The 15,919-nt window shown below is 58.9% G+C and carries 16 protein-coding genes; 4 read left to right on the forward strand and 12 right to left on the reverse strand.

What is annotated here, in order from left to right; genetic code table 11:
• Nucleotides 1–84: 84 nt before the first annotated feature.
• The 6 genes from msrQ to ACM6IQ_RS06220 form a co-directional block, all read right to left on the reverse strand.
• Entirely contained in the window at nucleotides 85–705 is a 621-nt protein-coding gene (gene msrQ / locus ACM6IQ_RS06195; protein ID WP_414878286.1) for a protein-methionine-sulfoxide reductase heme-binding subunit MsrQ, read from the reverse strand.
• Nucleotides 705–1,718: a protein-methionine-sulfoxide reductase catalytic subunit MsrP gene (gene msrP, locus ACM6IQ_RS06200; RefSeq protein ID WP_017340787.1), complete on the reverse strand. Its 1,014-nt coding sequence runs from the start codon at nucleotides 1,716–1,718 to the stop codon at nucleotides 705–707. Before msrP ends, msrQ begins: the two co-directional genes overlap by 1 nt.
• Nucleotides 1,719–1,776: 58 nt before the next feature.
• Nucleotides 1,777–2,631 carry a CDP-diacylglycerol--serine O-phosphatidyltransferase gene (gene pssA, locus ACM6IQ_RS06205; protein ID WP_017340788.1) on the reverse strand — a complete coding sequence of 285 codons (855 nt, stop codon included), beginning with the start codon at nucleotides 2,629–2,631 and terminating at the stop codon, nucleotides 1,777–1,779.
• A 144-nt stretch (nucleotides 2,632–2,775) separates the two neighbouring features.
• Nucleotides 2,776–3,792, reverse strand: coding sequence for a ketol-acid reductoisomerase (gene ilvC / locus ACM6IQ_RS06210; RefSeq protein ID WP_007948647.1), 1,017 nt, complete (start codon nucleotides 3,790–3,792; stop codon nucleotides 2,776–2,778).
• Between the two features lie 48 nt (nucleotides 3,793–3,840).
• On the reverse strand, nucleotides 3,841–4,332 hold the full coding sequence (gene ilvN, locus ACM6IQ_RS06215) for an acetolactate synthase small subunit (RefSeq protein WP_003176102.1): 492 nt from the start codon (nucleotides 4,330–4,332) through the stop codon (nucleotides 3,841–3,843).
• Nucleotides 4,333–4,334: 2 nt separating this feature from the next.
• The gene (locus tag ACM6IQ_RS06220) at nucleotides 4,335–6,059 is read right to left on the reverse strand and encodes an acetolactate synthase 3 large subunit (protein ID WP_414878287.1); all 1,725 of its coding nucleotides are present in this window, start codon (nucleotides 6,057–6,059) and stop codon (nucleotides 4,335–4,337) included.
• A gap of 401 nt (nucleotides 6,060–6,460) precedes the next feature.
• On the opposite strand from ACM6IQ_RS06220, the gene ACM6IQ_RS06225 reads away from it, so the two are divergent.
• Nucleotides 6,461–6,883, forward strand: a complete 423-nt coding sequence (locus tag ACM6IQ_RS06225; protein ID WP_414878288.1) for a DUF4124 domain-containing protein — start codon at nucleotides 6,461–6,463, stop codon at nucleotides 6,881–6,883.
• A 39-nt stretch (nucleotides 6,884–6,922) separates the two neighbouring features.
• On the opposite strand, the gene ACM6IQ_RS06230 is transcribed toward ACM6IQ_RS06225, so the two are convergent.
• The 3 genes from ACM6IQ_RS06230 to mrcB are packed head-to-tail and all read right to left on the reverse strand — an operon-like array spanning nucleotide 6,923 to nucleotide 10,333.
• Nucleotides 6,923–7,258, reverse strand: coding sequence for a YqcC family protein (locus ACM6IQ_RS06230; RefSeq protein WP_414878289.1), 336 nt, complete (start codon nucleotides 7,256–7,258; stop codon nucleotides 6,923–6,925).
• On the reverse strand, nucleotides 7,258–7,992 hold the full coding sequence (locus ACM6IQ_RS06235) for a tetratricopeptide repeat protein (protein ID WP_017340792.1): 735 nt from the start codon (nucleotides 7,990–7,992) through the stop codon (nucleotides 7,258–7,260). Before ACM6IQ_RS06235 ends, ACM6IQ_RS06230 begins: the two co-directional genes overlap by 1 nt.
• Before the next feature lie 16 nt (nucleotides 7,993–8,008).
• The gene (gene mrcB, locus ACM6IQ_RS06240) at nucleotides 8,009–10,333 is read right to left on the reverse strand and encodes a penicillin-binding protein 1B (RefSeq protein WP_414878290.1); all 2,325 of its coding nucleotides are present in this window, start codon (nucleotides 10,331–10,333) and stop codon (nucleotides 8,009–8,011) included.
• 117 nt (nucleotides 10,334–10,450) lie between these two features.
• On the opposite strand from mrcB, the gene ACM6IQ_RS06245 reads away from it, so the two are divergent.
• The 3 genes from ACM6IQ_RS06245 (at nucleotide 10,451) to ACM6IQ_RS06255 (ending at nucleotide 12,960) form a co-directional block, all read left to right on the forward strand.
• Nucleotides 10,451–12,007, forward strand: coding sequence for an AAA family ATPase (locus ACM6IQ_RS06245; protein WP_414878291.1), 1,557 nt, complete (start codon nucleotides 10,451–10,453; stop codon nucleotides 12,005–12,007).
• A 91-nt stretch (nucleotides 12,008–12,098) separates the two neighbouring features.
• Entirely contained in the window at nucleotides 12,099–12,443 is a 345-nt protein-coding gene (locus ACM6IQ_RS06250; protein WP_414878292.1) for a pentapeptide repeat-containing protein, read from the forward strand.
• Between the two features lie 244 nt (nucleotides 12,444–12,687).
• A complete protein-coding gene (locus tag ACM6IQ_RS06255; RefSeq protein ID WP_007971093.1) occupies nucleotides 12,688–12,960 on the forward strand; it encodes a TfoX/Sxy family protein in 273 nt (90 codons plus the stop codon).
• A gap of 287 nt (nucleotides 12,961–13,247) precedes the next feature.
• Here ACM6IQ_RS06255 and ACM6IQ_RS06260 read toward each other — a convergent pair whose 3' ends face one another.
• Genes ACM6IQ_RS06260 through ACM6IQ_RS06270 form a run of 3 tightly spaced genes read right to left on the reverse strand, consistent with a single transcriptional unit; the run spans nucleotide 13,248 to nucleotide 15,870 of the window.
• On the reverse strand, nucleotides 13,248–14,099 hold the full coding sequence (locus tag ACM6IQ_RS06260; protein ID WP_414878293.1) for a ChaN family lipoprotein: 852 nt from the start codon (nucleotides 14,097–14,099) through the stop codon (nucleotides 13,248–13,250).
• Nucleotides 14,100–14,119: 20 nt separating this feature from the next.
• The gene (locus tag ACM6IQ_RS06265; RefSeq protein ID WP_414878294.1) at nucleotides 14,120–14,887 is read right to left on the reverse strand and encodes a heme ABC transporter ATP-binding protein; all 768 of its coding nucleotides are present in this window, start codon (nucleotides 14,885–14,887) and stop codon (nucleotides 14,120–14,122) included.
• Nucleotides 14,887–15,870: a FecCD family ABC transporter permease gene (locus tag ACM6IQ_RS06270; RefSeq protein WP_414878337.1), complete on the reverse strand. Its 984-nt coding sequence runs from the start codon at nucleotides 15,868–15,870 to the stop codon at nucleotides 14,887–14,889. Before ACM6IQ_RS06270 ends, ACM6IQ_RS06265 begins: the two co-directional genes overlap by 1 nt.
• Between the last annotated feature and the right edge of the window lie 49 nt (nucleotides 15,871–15,919).

Raw genomic sequence — 15,919 nt, forward strand, 5'->3', positions numbered from 1 at the left:
GTTGTTTACCAAGGAGTTTTCCGTTTCGACTGCGCCGGAAGTGGGGCGAATTATAGACTTCCAGAATCTGCCGTCAACTCTTAATTACGCTTTTCTTGCAGAAGATGGCTTTTTAGCGATTAGACGTGGAATTCGGCGGGTTACCGGGGGTAGGCGCAGCACTAACAGCAGCCCCCCTATTGAGGCATAAACCGCCCACTCCTTTAGATCGGCACGCACAATCCACAACATATGCAGCAATCCGAGTCCGAGAACCACATAAACCAGCCGATGCAACTTCTTCCAGCGAGATCCCAAACGCCGCTGACTGTAGCGATTAGAGGTCAACGCCAACGCCAACAAACAAAGGAAGCCAAGCGCCCCGACAATAATGTAGGGACGTTTGCGCAATTCGACACCCATCTGGGACCAATCGAAACCGAGAATGAACGCCGTGTAACCGCTCAAATGCAGAACCACATAAGCGAAACACCACAAACCCAGTTGCCGACGGACAGCAATCCACCCCGCCCAACCGCTAAGTTTCTGCAAAGGCGTCATGCTCAACGTAATAAGCAGTAGCACAAGCGCCCCCAGCCCTAACCGATCAACCAGCACCTTACCCGGGTCAGGCCCCAGCACATCCGCCCAGGCCTGGTAAAGCCAAAGCAACGGCCATATCGCCGCCGCGATGAAGACCGCCACTCGCCATAACGGATATCGCATCAGTAATTCTTCCGCAGATCGAGCCCTGCATATAAAGAAGCGACTTCATCCGAGTAGCCGTTGAACATTTGCGTGTCGCGCACGTTGGGCTTGAACAGACCACTCGGCAAACGCCGCTCTCGGGCCTGGGTCCAGCGCGGATGATCGACAGTCGGGTTCACGTTCGCATAAAAGCCATACTCATCCGCGGCAATGCTTTGCCAGGTGGTTTTCGGCTGTTCGCTGACGAGGCTGATCCGCACGATGGATTTGATGCTCTTGAAGCCGTATTTCCATGGCACCACCAGGCGCAAAGGCGCGCCATTCTGGTTAGGCAACTCGCGCCCATACATGCCCACCGCAAGAATCGCCAACGGGTTCATTGCCTCATCCAGACGCAGCCCTTCTACATAGGGCCAGTCGATCAAGGCAAAACCAGAGCGCTGACCCGGCATGGTCTTCGGATCCTGCAGGGTTTCGAAGCGTATGAATCTGGCTTTGGAGGTCGGCTCCACTTCCTTGAGCAGAGCCGATAGGGGAAAACCGATCCACGGGATAACCATCGACCAGGCCTCCACGCAACGAAGACGATAAATGCGCTCTTCGAGCTGGTACGGCTTCATGAAGTCTTCCAGCGCATATCGACCCGGCTTGCCGACCTCCCCATCCACCACAACGCTCCAGGGTTCGGTTTTCAGCGCGCCCGCGTTCGTCGCCGGATCACCTTTATCGGTGCCGAACTCATAGAAATTGTTGTAGTGGGTTGCATCCTTGAATGGCGTGATCGCTTCATCCTTGACGTTGACCGCCCCCCACCGGGTAGAAGGAAGTTTCTCGGCAAACCAGGAAGGCGCCTTGCCAGGCTCGACATCCGGATAGCGCACGGCATCGTCCGCGCTGACCCAGCTCGGCAAGCTGCTCACTGCCAAACCGGCGACGGCAGCACCCAGCACATTTCGACGAGATAGATAGAGGGATTCAGGCGTAACGTCCGACTCGTGGCAGTCGGACGTCTTGGGGACTTTGATCAGCATGGCAACTCCGCAGAATTGGAGAACAGATACACCAATAGACTGCGGAGTATGAGGGAAATTACGTGTTTTTGTGCCGACGAAGACGTAACAGATATTGAACCGGACCCGATGCTGCGTAGGCGAGGAAAACCAGCAGCAGGATGCGCGGCGGATCACTGAATACGACGGCGAACACCAGCACGACCGCAAGGATCGCCACAAAAGGTACGCGCCCCTTCAGGTCCAGCTCCTTGAAGCTGTTGTACTTGATGTTACTGACCATCAACATGCCGGCGGCAGCAACCATTAGCGCCACCAGGAAAGACATCTTCGAACCCTGAATGCCGTAATCGCTGAACGCCCAGACAATCCCTGCAACCACACCCGCGGCAGCCGGACTGGCCAGGCCGATGAAGTAGCGTTTGTCCGCAGTGCCCACTTGGGTATTGAAACGCGCCAGACGCAGTGCGGCGCCAGCGACATAAATGAAGGCGACCATCCAGCCGACCTTGCCCATATCGCCCAAGGCCCAGCCAAAGGCCAGCAATGCCGGTGCGACACCGAAGGCGACCATATCGGAGAGCGAGTCGTACTCGGCACCGAAGGCACTCTGGGTATTGGTCATACGGGCAACGCGACCGTCGAGACCGTCGAGCACCATGGCGACAAAAATGGCGATCGCGGCAAACGCAAAATACTTGCTCGCACCGATTGCATCACCGGCACTCAACGCGCTCTGGGCACTCATCGAGCTGATGATGGAGTAGAACCCTGCGAACAGGTTCGCAGTGGTAAACAGATTCGGCAGAAGATAGATACCACGATGCCGGACTTTACGACCTTCAGCGTCATGCCCTTCTTCGATGTGTTCATCGATGGGCAGCAGGCTTTCGGCGTCAGAAGCCTGGTTTGGCTCTTCGGGACGTTCGCTCATGGACATTACCTTGCAACGGGGTGGAAAGTTTCGACAGGTGTCTGGGACGAGGGTTCGGCCGCAAACGATGCAGCTTTATACCAGAACCGGCCGCGCAAACGAAAAAACGCGGCCTAGGCCGCGTTTTCCGTACAAGTGCGCGACTTAGTTTTTGGCTTTGTCGACGATCTTGTTGGCACCGATCCACGGCATCATGGAGCGCAGTTGCTCGCCGATGATTTCGATACCGTGAGCGGCGTTGTTACGACGCTTGGCGGTCATCGAAGGATAGCCGGTTGCGCCTTCGCTGATGAACATCTTGGCGTATTCGCCGTCCTGAATACGTTTCAGGGCGTTGCGCATGGCCTGACGGGATTCGGCGTTGATCACTTCCGGGCCGGTCACGTATTCGCCGTATTCAGCGTTGTTGGAGATCGAGTAGTTCATGTTGGCGATACCGCCTTCGTACATGAGGTCAACGATCAGTTTCAGTTCGTGCAGGCACTCGAAGTAGGCCATTTCCGGCGCGTAGCCAGCTTCAACCAGGGTTTCGAAACCGGCCTTGACCAGTTCAACGGTACCGCCGCACAGAACGGCTTGCTCGCCGAACAGGTCGGTTTCGGTCTCGTCTTTGAAGGTAGTTTCGATGATGCCGGTGCGACCACCACCCACGCCAGCAGCGTAGGACAGTGCAACGTTTTTGGCGTTGCCGGAAGCATCCTGGTAGATAGCGATCAGGTCAGGAATACCGCCGCCTTTGACGAACTCGGAACGCACGGTGTGACCCGGTGCCTTCGGCGCGATCATGATCACGTCGAGGTCAGCGCGCGGCACAACCTGGTTGTAGTGGATCGCGAAGCCATGGGAGAAGGCCAGGGTGGCGCCTTTCTTGATGTTCGGCTCGATTTCGTTCTTGTACAGGGCAGACTGGAACTCGTCCGGGGTCAGGATCATGACCAGGTCGGCAGCTGCAACTGCGGAAGCAACGTCGGTCACTTTCAGGCCGTGGGCTTCGGCTTTGGCAACAGTGGCCGAGCCTTTACGCAGGCCGACAGTGACGTCAACGCCGGAGTCTTTCAGGTTGCACGCTTGAGCGTGGCCTTGGGAACCGTAACCGATGATGGCAACTTTCTTGCCCTGGATGATCGACAGGTCGCAGTCTTTTTCGTAATAAACTTTCATGAAATTCCCCTATATATCCAGGCCGTTCAGGCCGTTCGCTAATTTGGTTTAGATGCTGAGTACTTTGTCGCCGCGAGCAATACCGGTTACGCCGCTGCGGACGGTTTCCAGAATCGACGCGGTGCCGATGGACTGAATGAAGCTGTCGAGCTTGTCGCTGGTACCGGTCAATTGAACGGTATACACGCTAGCGCTGACATCGACGATCTGCCCACGGTAAATATCGGTGGTGCGCTTGATCTCGGCGCGCTGGGCGCCGGTGGCCTTGACCTTGACCAGCATCAGTTCGCGCTCGATGTGAGCACTTTCCGACAGGTCGACCAGTTTGACCACTTCAATCAGCTTGTTCAGGTTCTTGGTGATCTGCTCGATGACCTCATCGTGGCCCACCGTGGTCAGCGTCAGACGCGACAGAGTCGGGTCTTCGGTTGGCGCCACAGTCAGGCTTTCGATGTTGTAGTTGCGCTGCGAGAACAGGCCGACTACACGAGACAAAGCGCCGGGTTCGTTTTCCAGAAGCAAGGAAATAATATGCCGCATGATTAAGTACGCTCCGTCTTGCTCAGCCACATATCGCGCATGGAGCCGTCTTTGATCTGCATCGGGTAGACGTGCTCGCTGGTATCGACCGAAATATCGAGCACCACCAGGCGATCCTTCATGGCGAACGCTTCTTCCATCTTCGACTTCAAATCTTTCGATTCGGTGATGCGCACGCCGACGTGACCATAAGCCTCGGCCAGCTTGACGAAATCAGGTAGCGATTCCATATAGGAGTGCGAGTGACGGCTGCCGTAACTCATGTCTTGCCATTGGCGAACCATACCCAGAACACCGTTGTTCAGGATGACGATCTTGACCGGCAAACCGTACTGCAGGCAGGTCGACAACTCCTGAATGTTCATCTGGATACTGCCCTCGCCTGTCACGCAGACGACGTCGGCATCCGGGAAGCTCAACTTGATACCCATGGCCGCCGGAAAACCGAAGCCCATGGTGCCCAGGCCACCGGAGTTGATCCAGCGGTTCGGCTTGTTGAACTTGTAATACTGCGCCGCGAACATTTGGTGCTGACCCACGTCGGAGGCCACAAAGGCATCCCCCTTGGTCACTTCGCACAGGGTTTCGATCACGGTCTGCGGCTTGATGATGCTGCCGTCGCCCTTTTCGTAAGGGAACAGGCCGCGATCACCGCGCCATTCATCAACCTGCTTCCACCAGCTCGCAACGGACTCCTTGTTCGGGGTCTCGCCGATTTCCTTGAGGATCGCGACCATTTCGGTCAGGACGCTCTCGACCGGACCGACGATAGGTACGTCGGCCTTGATGGTCTTGGAGATCGAAGCCGGATCGATGTCGATGTGAATGATCTTGGCGTTCGGACAGAACTTCGACGCGCCGTTGATCACGCGATCGTCGAAACGTGCGCCGACTGCGAGGATCACGTCAGCATGGTGCATCGCCAGGTTAGCGGTGTAGCTGCCGTGCATGCCGAGCATGCCGATGAACTGACGGTCGGTGCCAGGGTAGGCACCCAGCCCCATCAGGGTATTGGTCACTGGCAGGTTGAGCATCTTCGCCAATTCGGTCAGCGGCGCGGAGCCACCACCGAGAATCACGCCACCGCCGGCGTACATCACCGGACGCTTGGCCGCCAGGAGCATTTCGGCTGCCTTGCGGATTTGCCCGGAGTGACCGCGAACGGCCGGGCTGTAGGAACGCAGCTTGGCTTTTTTCGGGAAGATGTATTCGTACTTCTCGGCCGGGTTGGTCATGTCTTTCGGGATATCAACAACGACCGGACCAGGACGACCGGATTGCGCCAGGTAGAACGCTTTCTTCATGACTTCCGGGATTTCCGAGGCGTGCTTGATCATGAAGCTGTGCTTCACGATCGGCCGGGAGATACCGATCATGTCGGTTTCCTGGAACGCATCGGTGCCTACCATGGTGCTAGGCACCTGGCCGGAAATGACCACCATCGGAATGGAGTCCATGTACGCGGTGGCAATACCGGTGATGGCGTTTGTTGCGCCCGGGCCGGAGGTCACCAGTACCACGCCGGCTTTACCGGTGGCACGGGCATAGCCGTCAGCCATATGGGTCGCAGCCTGCTCGTGACGAACCAGGATGTGTGTCACTTCCGGTTCTTTGAACAGGGCATCGTAGACATGAAGAAGAGCACCACCCGGGTACCCGTAGATATATTTGACGCCTTCGTCACGCAAAAAGCGGACGAGCATCTCACCGCCAGATAAAAGCTCCACGTTGTTCACCTCTAAAACGCCAGAATACCGTCCACATCAAAGGGGGACGGGTCTTAATAGGTTTACTTCTCGGCAGAGCATGAGCGACGGTGGTCGCCGACTACGTCAGCACTGACTGAGCAAGTATTGGGATCGTCCCAAGTGTTGCGGGCCTTTCCCACCCAGCGCGAGGTAACGCGTTGCGGGTGTAACAGGTCGGCGCGGGTGTGCGCCTCATGATCTGCCGAGTGGGTCTGCTTCTGGCAGTCCCTCTACAGCGGACTTTGGATTCTTCTGTTTCGTCCCCTGCAAGTCAAGTCGTCAATGTGCTTTATTGAACTAAGCACATGAGAAAGCAAGAAAAAACCGCGAAACAGCAACTGTGTTAGCTTCGATTGCGCAACTCAATACAAGGAAATGGCATGCGAACGTTTTTCCTGACCGCCAGCCTGCTGATCGGCATCTGCCCTGTGTCCATGGCGGCCCAGATATACAAATGGGTCGATGAGCAGGGCGTTACCCACTTCGATGCGCAACCGCCCCAGGGCCGGGAAGCCGCGACCGTGGTCACGCCCTCACCCTCTGCGGGCAAGCCGGCTACGCTGCCACGCAGTAACGCCATCGGTGATCAACAAGCCATCGACAAGACAGTGAAAAAACAGGTCGCCGAGCAGCAAGCCCAACTGAAGGTGTTCTGTGAGCAGGCTCGGACGAACCTGGCGCAACTGCAGAACAATCCGCGACTGCGGGAGGATGTCGACGGTGAGATGCGCCGCCTGACTGACGAACAACGTCAGGAGCGCACCGCAGAAGCGCAGAGACAGATCGCCGAGAACTGCCAGTAACGCCTGTAGGAGCAGAAGCTCGTCCCTACAAAGAACGGGTCAGCGAGAGGCGGTAATCAACAGGTCGAACTCTTTGAGCAGTACCTGCAACTGCCGATCCCTGCCCTGAACATTGCGCGCGGCGAAGACCATTTCGGCCATCCCCTGAATGCCAGAAGCATTGGGCAGCGGTAAATCCTGCTCCAGGATTGTTTTCATGCGAGGCAGGAAAATCCATTGCAGCCACTGCTCGAAATCCAACGTATCGACCGAGAACGGCTCGACGCTGGACAGCGCCTCAGCGGAAGGCGAGACATCGCCCCACCACCCCTGAACGCGCAGCTCGCGCTCGATCAATAGCAACTGCTCGGCAATCTTGGGAAAGCGTGCGTCCATCACGACGAAACCTTGGCCTTTTGACGGGCCAGTGATGCGCCTGCGGAATCACCCTGTTTCTCACGAGCCTGCGCAATCAGTTCCCACAGGCTGGCCTGAAGCGCCGGACGACCATTGGCGAACGTCAGACCGCGACGGGCGAACTGTTCGGCTTGTGCCGCATCGCCTTGCGCCATGCGGACCTGAGCCAGACGATAAAGCACTTGCGGCTCACGCGGCGCGACACGCTGGGCGCGTTCGAGACTGGAAGAGGCACCGTTGAGGTCGCCACCGGCCTGTTGCTGCTGAGCGGTGGTCAGCAATGCCAGCACCGGGCCGTCCAGCTGTTCGTCGGCAGACAGGCCACCAGCGCTCGACGAAGGAATCCCGCTCGGTGTCGACGGCATGCTGTAGCTGCCCTGATTGATCGGCGCCGACTGAACCGGCGAGGTGTCGATCGGACCCGAGGTCATCGGGCCAGGCGTAATCGGCGAGGTGCTGATCGGTGCCGACGCCACTGCTCCGCCACCCGGCACCATGACCACGACGCCAGTGTCGCCTTGCGGAATCGCTTGCGTCTGGGCTTGCACAGGACGCTTGGTCGTCGTCTGACGAAATCCGCCATTTGCCGAAACCCGTTCACTGTTGGAAACGGCGCTGCCGGCATCCACAACCGGAATCGAACCGCGCTGTACGCTTGAGCAACCGCTGAGCAAAGCCACGGCGGTCACCGCTGGAATCAACCACTTGTTCACTTGAAACCCTCTTTGCTTAATTCATCCAGCCCTTGACCCAATCCATCACCGTTTCACCGTTAACAGGGCTTTCGCCACCGCACGCGGCGCCGGGAGGCGGTTCGCTGCCGCGAATATACGGCATCTGCACGGCGCCTGGGCAGTTGGCATCAGAGCCTTGCCCGGTATGTGAATCGACCCAGGCCTGAACCACATTATCCGGCTGCGGCATATCCAGCGGCAACGGATCGGCCTTGCGCATGAAACTGGTCCAGACCTGCAACGCACCGGTGGCACCGGTAAACGGTGTCTTGCCGTTGTCGTCGCGCCCCAACCACACCACCGCCAGCAAGTCCTGACTGAAACCGGCGAACCAGCTGTCTCGCGAATCGTTACTGGTACCGGTCTTGCCGGCCAGCGTCAGAGTTTTCGGCAACACGTTGTAAACCGAACTGCCGGTGCCTTCACGCATGACCCGCTGCATGGCGCTCTGGATCAGGTATATAGAAGCCGGATCGAAACGCTGCTGAATCTGGAACGGATACCGCTTGAGCGGCTCGCCTTCGGCCGTCAGTACGCTACGGATCCCGCGCATCGGCGTATTGAACCCACCGTTGGCGAGGGTTTGGTACATGGTCGCCACTTCGATCGGCGTCATGCCGCCAGCGCCCAGCAGCATCGACGGAAATGCCGGAAACTCGCGACTCACACCCAGGCGAGCCACCGTCTTCAAGACATTCGGCACGCCCACCGCCAACCCCAGACGCGCGGTAGACAAATTGTAGGAATGTGCCAGGCCTTGATAAAGGAAAACCGTGCCATGGGAACGGCGGTCATAGTTCTGCGGTTTCCAGACCTGACCGTCCGCGCCTTTGACCGAGAAGGATTCGTCCGACAGCCAGCTGGTCAACGTGTACTGGGTCGGTTTCTCAAGGGCTGTCAGATAGACCGCCGGCTTGATCAGCGAGCCGATCGGTCGGACAGCATCCAGCGCCCGGTTGAAACCGGCGAAGCTCGCCTGACGACTGCCGATCATGGCCTGGACTTCGCCGGTCTCCGGGTTGGTCACGACCATCGCCGCTTCAACGTCATCGGAGCCTTTACGCCCGGACAAGCGCTTGAACGTATCGTTGACCGACGCTTCGGCTTTCATCTGCAAAATAGGATCGAAACTGGTGAAGATCCGCAGGCCTTCTTCGGTCAAGTCTTCATCGCGATAGTCTTCGCGCAGCTGACGTTTAACCAGATCGATAAAACCGGGGAACGAACTGTCGGCCAGTTTGCCGCGTGTCGTCACGCCCAACGGCATTTTCTTCGCCGCAGCGACCTGTTCGGCGGTGGCGACGCCTTGCTGCTCAAGTACGTCGAGCACCAGGTTGCGCCGCTCGAGCGCCCGCTCCGGATTGCGACGCGGGTTGTAATAGGACGGCCCCTTGACCATGCCTACCAGCATCGCAACTTGATGCAGTTTCAACTCGGACAACGGCTGCCCGAAGAAGAACTGGCTGGCCAGACCGAAACCGTGCACCGCGCGCTGACCATCCTGACCGACGAACACTTCATTGAGGTAAGCCTCAAGAATTTCCCGTTTGTCGTAATGCAGCTCAAGCAGCATTGCCATCATGGCTTCGGTGAGTTTGCGGGTCAGGCTGCGTTCGCTGGTCAGGTAGAAGTTCTTGACCAACTGTTGCGTCAGGGTACTGCCGCCCTGGGTCATCTTGCCGCCCGAGGTGTTGACCCAGATGGCGCGGGCAATCGACTTCGGCGACACGCCCCAATGGCTATAGAAGTCCCGATCCTCCACGGCAATCAGGGTTTCCAGCAAATACGGCGGCACCTGATCGATCTTGATCAGAATGCGGTCTTCGAGATTCTTCGGGTAAATCCCGCCGATCAGCAGCGGTTCCAGCCGCACGACAGAAAGCTTCGAACCGTTGGTCGCCGAGAGTTCGGCCACGTAGTCGCCGGAGAATCGCACGCGCACGGGCTGCGCTTTCTCCAGACCTTCATAGAACTGGAAACCACGGGTATTCAAGTCGACGGTGTTGCCGTTGACTGACGCAGCGCCGGGGCCGTTGCTCACACTTTCGCGGCGATAGCCCAAAGCGTCGAGCTCGGTGAGGAAGTCTTCCTTGCTCAGCTTCTGGCCGGTGAACAGCTCAAGCGGGCGCGCATACACCTTCGCCGGGATGGTCCAGCGCTTGCCGGAGAACTTCTCCTGGACAATAGCGTCGAGGTAAACCGCGAATCCGGCAAGCACCACGAGGCCGACCAGACTGAGTTTAAGGGCCCAGCCCAGCCAAGGGCTCAGGCCCCTGGAAGGTGGTTTTTTGGGGGTGCGGGGGGATCGAGTACGAGTCATGGCGCCGGATTATACGCACTTTATTCATACTCAACAGGAGCCCTCCGAGGTTTGCGTCGGGCGGACTTGCGGCCATAATGGCGACCGTGAATTTTCCCAGACTCTGAAGGAACACCTGTGAGCCAGTCCCTGATCGCCGCCCTGCAAAACCCGGCCCTTTACCCGCATCCGGTAGACGGGTTCCAGGTCATCGAAACCCACATCTCCTGGGTAATTCTCACAGGCCCGTTTGCCTATAAAGTGAAGAAGCCGGTCAATTTCGGCTTCCTCGACTTCACCAGCCTTGAGGCTCGCGAGCATTTCTGCGGCGAAGAGCTGCGTCTGAATCAGCGTCTGACCAATGATTTGTACCTCGAAGTGTTGCCGATTACCGGCAGTGCCGAAGCACCACAACTGGGCGGCGAAGGCCCGGTCATCGAATATGCGCTGAAGATGCGCCAGTTCCCACAGAGCCAACTGCTCAGCACCCTGCAAGCCAATGGCGAATTGACCACCGCGCACATCGACGAGATGGCCGCACAGATTGCGCAATTCCACCTCACCGCACCAAAAGTACCTGCGGAACACGAAGCCGGCACGCCAGACAGCGTCATGGCGCCGGTGCGGCAGAACTTCGAACAGATCCGCCCGTTCCTGAGCGACAAGGCCGACCTGCTGCAACTCGACGCCCTGCAAGCCTGGGCCGAAAGCAGCTTCGAACGCCTCAAGCCGCTGTTCGCCCAACGCAAGGCCGAAGGTTTCATCCGCGAGTGCCACGGCGACATCCACCTGGGTAACGCCACCGTGATCGATGGCAAGGTCGTGATCTTCGACTGCATCGAATTCAACGAACCGTTCCGTTTCACCGACGTCTATGCCGACACCGGTTTCCTGGCGATGGACCTTGAAGACCGCGGCCTGAAAAGCCTGGCCCGTCGCTTCATCAGCCAATACCTGGAGCTGACCGGCGATTACCAGGGCCTGGAGCTGCTGAACTTCTATAAAGCCTACCGCGCACTGGTTCGCGCCAAGGTCAGCCTGTTCAGCATGCCGGCCGAAGCCGACCCGGTGCAGCGCGCCACCACCCTGCGCCAGTACCGCAATTACGCCAACCTGGCGGAAAGCTACAGCACCATTCCTTCGCGCTTCATGGCCATTACGCACGGCGTTTCGGCTGTCGGCAAAAGCCATGTGGCCATGCGACTGGTGGAAGCGCTGGGCGCGATCCGCCTGCGCTCCGATGTAGAACGCAAACGCCTGTTCGGCGAGCAAACCGTCGCGAACGATCCGCAGGCCGGCATTTATAGCGCAGACGCCAGCGCCGCGACCTACACCCGTCTGCATGAAATCGCCGCCGTGATCCTGCGAGCCGGCTTCCCGGTGGTGGTCGATGCCACTTACCTCAAGCGCGATCAGCGTGATGGCGCGGCCAGAATTGCCGAAGCCACCGGGGCGCCGTTCCTGATCCTTGACTGCAACGCGCCACAGGCGGTGATCGAAAGCTGGCTGGCCCTGCGTCAGGCAGACAAAAAGGATCCGTCCGACGCCAACCTGGCTGTGATCGCAGCCCAGCAAGCCAGTCGTGAAGCCCTGACGCCAGAAGAAATCCTCTGCAGCAAGCGCGTTCAGACCAATGAAGCCGGAACCCTTGACACCGTCGTTGCGCAAATTCGCCAACGCTTGCCAGGGCTGTAAGAAAGTATTTCAGCCGTGGAGCCTTCGCCGGCTTCACGGCTGTCAAATAGTGGCACTATACTGGCGTCATAAAACCAACAGGTGATGTGACATGAACCAGCCCAAACTTCTCGACACCCCGCTTTATGCCTTGCTGCACAAAGACGACATCACAGGTTTCAACAACGAACGTCCAAAAGACGGGCCTATCGACATGGTCGGTGGTGATTTCCGAGGCCTGGACCTGCGAGAGCTGAACGCCGACGGCATCGACTTTACCGATGCCTATTTCCGCTCCGCCGACTTGCGCGGCATCGACTTCACTCACTCCAAGCTGGAAGGGGCCAGCCTGGCCCATGCACAGATTTCCGGCGCCTACTTTCCGCCAGAACTGAGTGCCGACGAAATCCTGATGTCGATGAATTTCGGCACCCGCCTGCGTTATCGCACCCGTTAAAAACGACCGATAACTGACATGTCCAGCGCCCCCGCCTTGCGCTGGACTGTGGGCATTTTCGGCTTGAGAACCTGACACCCTCCTGCCTGTTCCTATCGTGTTCGCGTACTTTTACGCCGCTCATCAATTTTGCCTCTTAGAAGCATTTGCTCCGAAACCGACCAAACAATCACGCTTTTCCTACTGATGGCTACACTCCTCAGAAGCTTGCCCACGCACCGTTCGGCCGTCGCAAGGAGGCTTGATGAATGATGAACTGCAGCACCTGAAGAATCTTGGCAAGACGTCGGCGCAATGGCTGCATGCCGTGGGCATCCACAGCGCCTCGGACTTGCGTCGCCTGGGAGCGGTGGACGCTTATCGGGCCGTGCGCACACGCGGGTTTCGGGCATCCAAGGTGTTGTTGTATGCGATCGAAGGCGCTTTGATGGACGTGCACTGGAACGACATTCCCGCCGAGCGCAAGGAAGCCTTGAATAAACAGCTGGAAGCTATCTCGTCACGCCACAAGAATTGAACGGGCGCAGCGTGTGCTTGCGGAACAAGCAAGTTACGCAGCCAGGCACACCCTGAAACCCAATGTTTACGGGGCTTTTCGGCGACCGAAAGGTGAATTTCAGATAAATGAAGAATCAGCGGTTGACTTGGTAATGAGAATCGCTATGATTATCACAACTGGTCGCGAGACTGGTCGATATTTGAAAAGCCCTTGGTTCGGACTCTCAGATATCTCCTCATCAGGCTAATCACGGTTATTTGACCCGGCTCTTGCCGGGTCTTTTTTTTCCTGTGGAAAAGTGCCTGTTACTTGCCGAACTGCTTGCGCATGTCTGCACAGTAATCCGGTGCCGGCGTGGCAGGTGTGTACCAGACGTAATCGGCCATCGCCGCCGTGACCTCACTGCCCTGTTGCGCCAGCATCAATACCGTTGGCGCTTCGGGCGCGCCCAGATCAAGCGTGTGAATCGGGACACCCACGTCTTTGCGCGCGTGATAAGCGCCGGCAAACAGCAGCGCGGGGGTGGGTGCCGCCAGCAGCCGCTCAGCCATGCGTCGATCACGTTGTTGCTGGACCGCGAGCATCGCCGGCATCTGCGAGGTGGGCAGCAAGCCACAATGAGACTCGCTGATCTGGGCCAATAACTCAGCCTTCACCGGTGCGGCATGGGAGCGAGCGCCACTCAATATCGGCGGATGGGCGTAGAAAGCACGCACCTCGACGATGTCCAGATTGGCGGCCAGCAGTGGGTACGGTTGGGTCAGGGCGAAACGGACGATCGGGCCGTAGAGATTCCAGTCCCAGCCAGGTTGCCAGGCCAATGCAGCTGGCAAATCGGTGGGCAGCGTCGAGGCATGACGAGCATCATCGACGCGCGGCTGTTGGTCCGGCGTGAGCATTTCCAACAGCAGACTGCCTTGCGGGCGCTGCTCTCCAAGCACCTGCAATAACCAGCGCTGCAACTCGTGGTGATCGCGATTGTCATGCTGTTCACCCACGATCAATCGCGAAGGCTCGGCCAGTCGCAGCACCAGCTCCTGTGCCGTCAGCGCCTGGCCGGTGCGCAGGTCGCGGATTTCGCCGACGACCGGTGGCGGCGTCGAAACATGCTGGCAAGCACTGAGTACCAACACAACCAGAATCACCATGACGCGCATGCACTCACTCCCATCCTGTATCAGCGGGCGATGATCAGCGGATGCCCGCGCTCCGGGTGCTGTTGCACCAGCACTTCCAGCCCGAACACCGCCTTGAGCGGCTCAGGGCGCAACACCTGCTCGGGAGTATCAAGTGCCACCGGGCGTCCGCCTTCGAGCAGTAACAGGCGATCACAATAGCGCGCCGCCAGGTTCAGATCATGCAGGATCACCAGCACCGCCGCACCGCGATCAGCGAACTCGCGCACCGCTTGCAGCGTAGTGTGCTGATGCAGCGGATCAAGCATCGAAGTCGGTTCATCGAGCAACAGCGTTTGCCCCGCTTCACCCGGCCAGAGTTGCGCCAGCACCCGAGCCAGATGCACCCGCTGACGTTCGCCGCCGGACAATGCCAGATAGCTGCGACCACTCAGATGCCCGGCATCGGCGGCCTGCAACGCAGCGGCGACGATTTCGTCGTCCCGGACCCGGCCGCTCTGATGCGGCAAACGCCCCATACCGACGACCTCCTCGACGCGAAAAGCGAAGTCCAGGGTCGAGACTTGCGGCAACACCGCCAGACGCTGCGCTCGCTGGGCGCCGGTCCAGTCACGCAACTCGCGTTCATCGAGCCATACGCTGCCCTGATTCGCCGGCAACTCACCACACAAGGCACCCAGCAGCGTACTTTTGCCGGCACCGTTAGGCCCCAGTACGCCGAGGACTTCCCCCGGATTGAGTTCAAGTGTGATGTCCGTCAGGACGATCTTGCGTCCCCGGAGGATTTGCAGATCTTGCGTTCGCAACATCAGGCACGCCCTCGGAGCAGTAAATAGAGGAAAAACGGAGCGCCGATGAACGCGGTGACGATGCCGATCGGAAGTTCGGCGGGGGCCAGCGCCAGTCGCGCCAGCAGATCGGCGAACAACAGGAGACTGGCGCCCGCCAGCACCGAGGCCGGCAACAACACCCGATGATCGGGACCGGCCAGCAGGCGCACCAAATGCGGCACCACCAAACCGACAAACCCGATCATCCCCGCTGCCGCCACCGCCGCCCCGACACCCAGCGCCGTGCAGAACACCAATTCGCGCTTGAGCCTTTCGACGTCGACCCCCAGGTGACCGGCCTCCGACTCTCCCAGCAACAACGCATTCAGGGCCTTGGCCCGACGCGGCAACCACAGCGCCACGCCGACACTGATCAGCAATAATGGCCAGAGTCGCGAATAGTTGGCGCCATTGAGACTGCCCAGGTTCCAGAAGGTCAGCGTGCGCAGGGTCGCGTCGTCGGCCAGATAGGTGAACAGTCCCACTGCCGAGCCCGCCAGCGCCGTCAATGCGATACCCGCCAGGAGCATCGTCGCGACATTGGTTTGCCCGTTACGCCGGCCCAGTCGATACACCAACGCGGTCACCCCAAGGCCACCCAGAAACGCGCATAGCGATAATAGATAAGGTCCGAGGGATTCCGGCAAACCGCCAAAAACGGAACCGCCGACAATCGCAATCGCCGCGCCCAATGCCGCACCACTGGAAACACCCACCAGGCCCGGATCGGCCAGCGGGTTGCGAAACAACCCCTGCATCGCCACCCCCGACAGCGCCAGCACACCGCCTACCGCCAGCCCCAGCAAGGTACGCGGCAGGCGAATTTGCCCGAGGATCAGTTCGGCCTGCTCCAGCCCGTCGGGCGCAATGGGCAAGCCGATCATGCGCAACGCCGCACGCAAGGTATCGAGCAGCGGCAGGCTCACCGGCCCTAACGCCAATGACAGCCAGATCGCCAGCAAACACAGCAGGCTCAGGCCAATGAACAGCGTTCGGGGTTTTACCAGAACG

The sequence above is a fragment of the Pseudomonas sp. IT-P100 genome (assembly GCF_949767185.1).
In the GTDB taxonomy this organism is placed as follows: domain Bacteria; phylum Pseudomonadota; class Gammaproteobacteria; order Pseudomonadales; family Pseudomonadaceae; genus Aquipseudomonas; species Aquipseudomonas fluorescens_B.

What these genes read in the sequence shown, in the direction of transcription:
- ACM6IQ_RS06230 (WP_414878289.1), bottom strand. Translation starts at nt 7,258, where the DNA reads ATGGACGCACGCTTTCCCAAGATTGCCGAGCAGTTGCTATTGATCGAG.
- msrP (WP_017340787.1), bottom strand. Translation starts at nt 1,718, where the DNA reads ATGCTGATCAAAGTCCCCAAGACGTCCGACTGCCACGAGTCGGACGTT.
- pssA (WP_017340788.1), bottom strand. Translation starts at nt 2,631, where the DNA reads ATGAGCGAACGTCCCGAAGAGCCAAACCAGGCTTCTGACGCCGAAAGC.
- ACM6IQ_RS06225 (WP_414878288.1), top strand. Translation starts at nt 6,461, where the DNA reads ATGCGAACGTTTTTCCTGACCGCCAGCCTGCTGATCGGCATCTGCCCT.
- ACM6IQ_RS06250 (WP_414878292.1), top strand. Translation starts at nt 12,099, where the DNA reads ATGAACCAGCCCAAACTTCTCGACACCCCGCTTTATGCCTTGCTGCAC.
- msrQ (WP_414878286.1), bottom strand. Translation starts at nt 705, where the DNA reads ATGCGATATCCGTTATGGCGAGTGGCGGTCTTCATCGCGGCGGCGATA.
- ilvN (WP_003176102.1), bottom strand. Translation starts at nt 4,332, where the DNA reads ATGCGGCATATTATTTCCTTGCTTCTGGAAAACGAACCCGGCGCTTTG.
- ACM6IQ_RS06255 (WP_007971093.1), top strand. Translation starts at nt 12,688, where the DNA reads ATGAATGATGAACTGCAGCACCTGAAGAATCTTGGCAAGACGTCGGCG.
- mrcB (WP_414878290.1), bottom strand. Translation starts at nt 10,333, where the DNA reads ATGACTCGTACTCGATCCCCCCGCACCCCCAAAAAACCACCTTCCAGG.
- ilvC (WP_007948647.1), bottom strand. Translation starts at nt 3,792, where the DNA reads ATGAAAGTTTATTACGAAAAAGACTGCGACCTGTCGATCATCCAGGGC.
- ACM6IQ_RS06265 (WP_414878294.1), bottom strand. Translation starts at nt 14,887, where the DNA reads ATGTTGCGAACGCAAGATCTGCAAATCCTCCGGGGACGCAAGATCGTC.
- ACM6IQ_RS06260 (WP_414878293.1), bottom strand. Translation starts at nt 14,099, where the DNA reads ATGCGCGTCATGGTGATTCTGGTTGTGTTGGTACTCAGTGCTTGCCAG.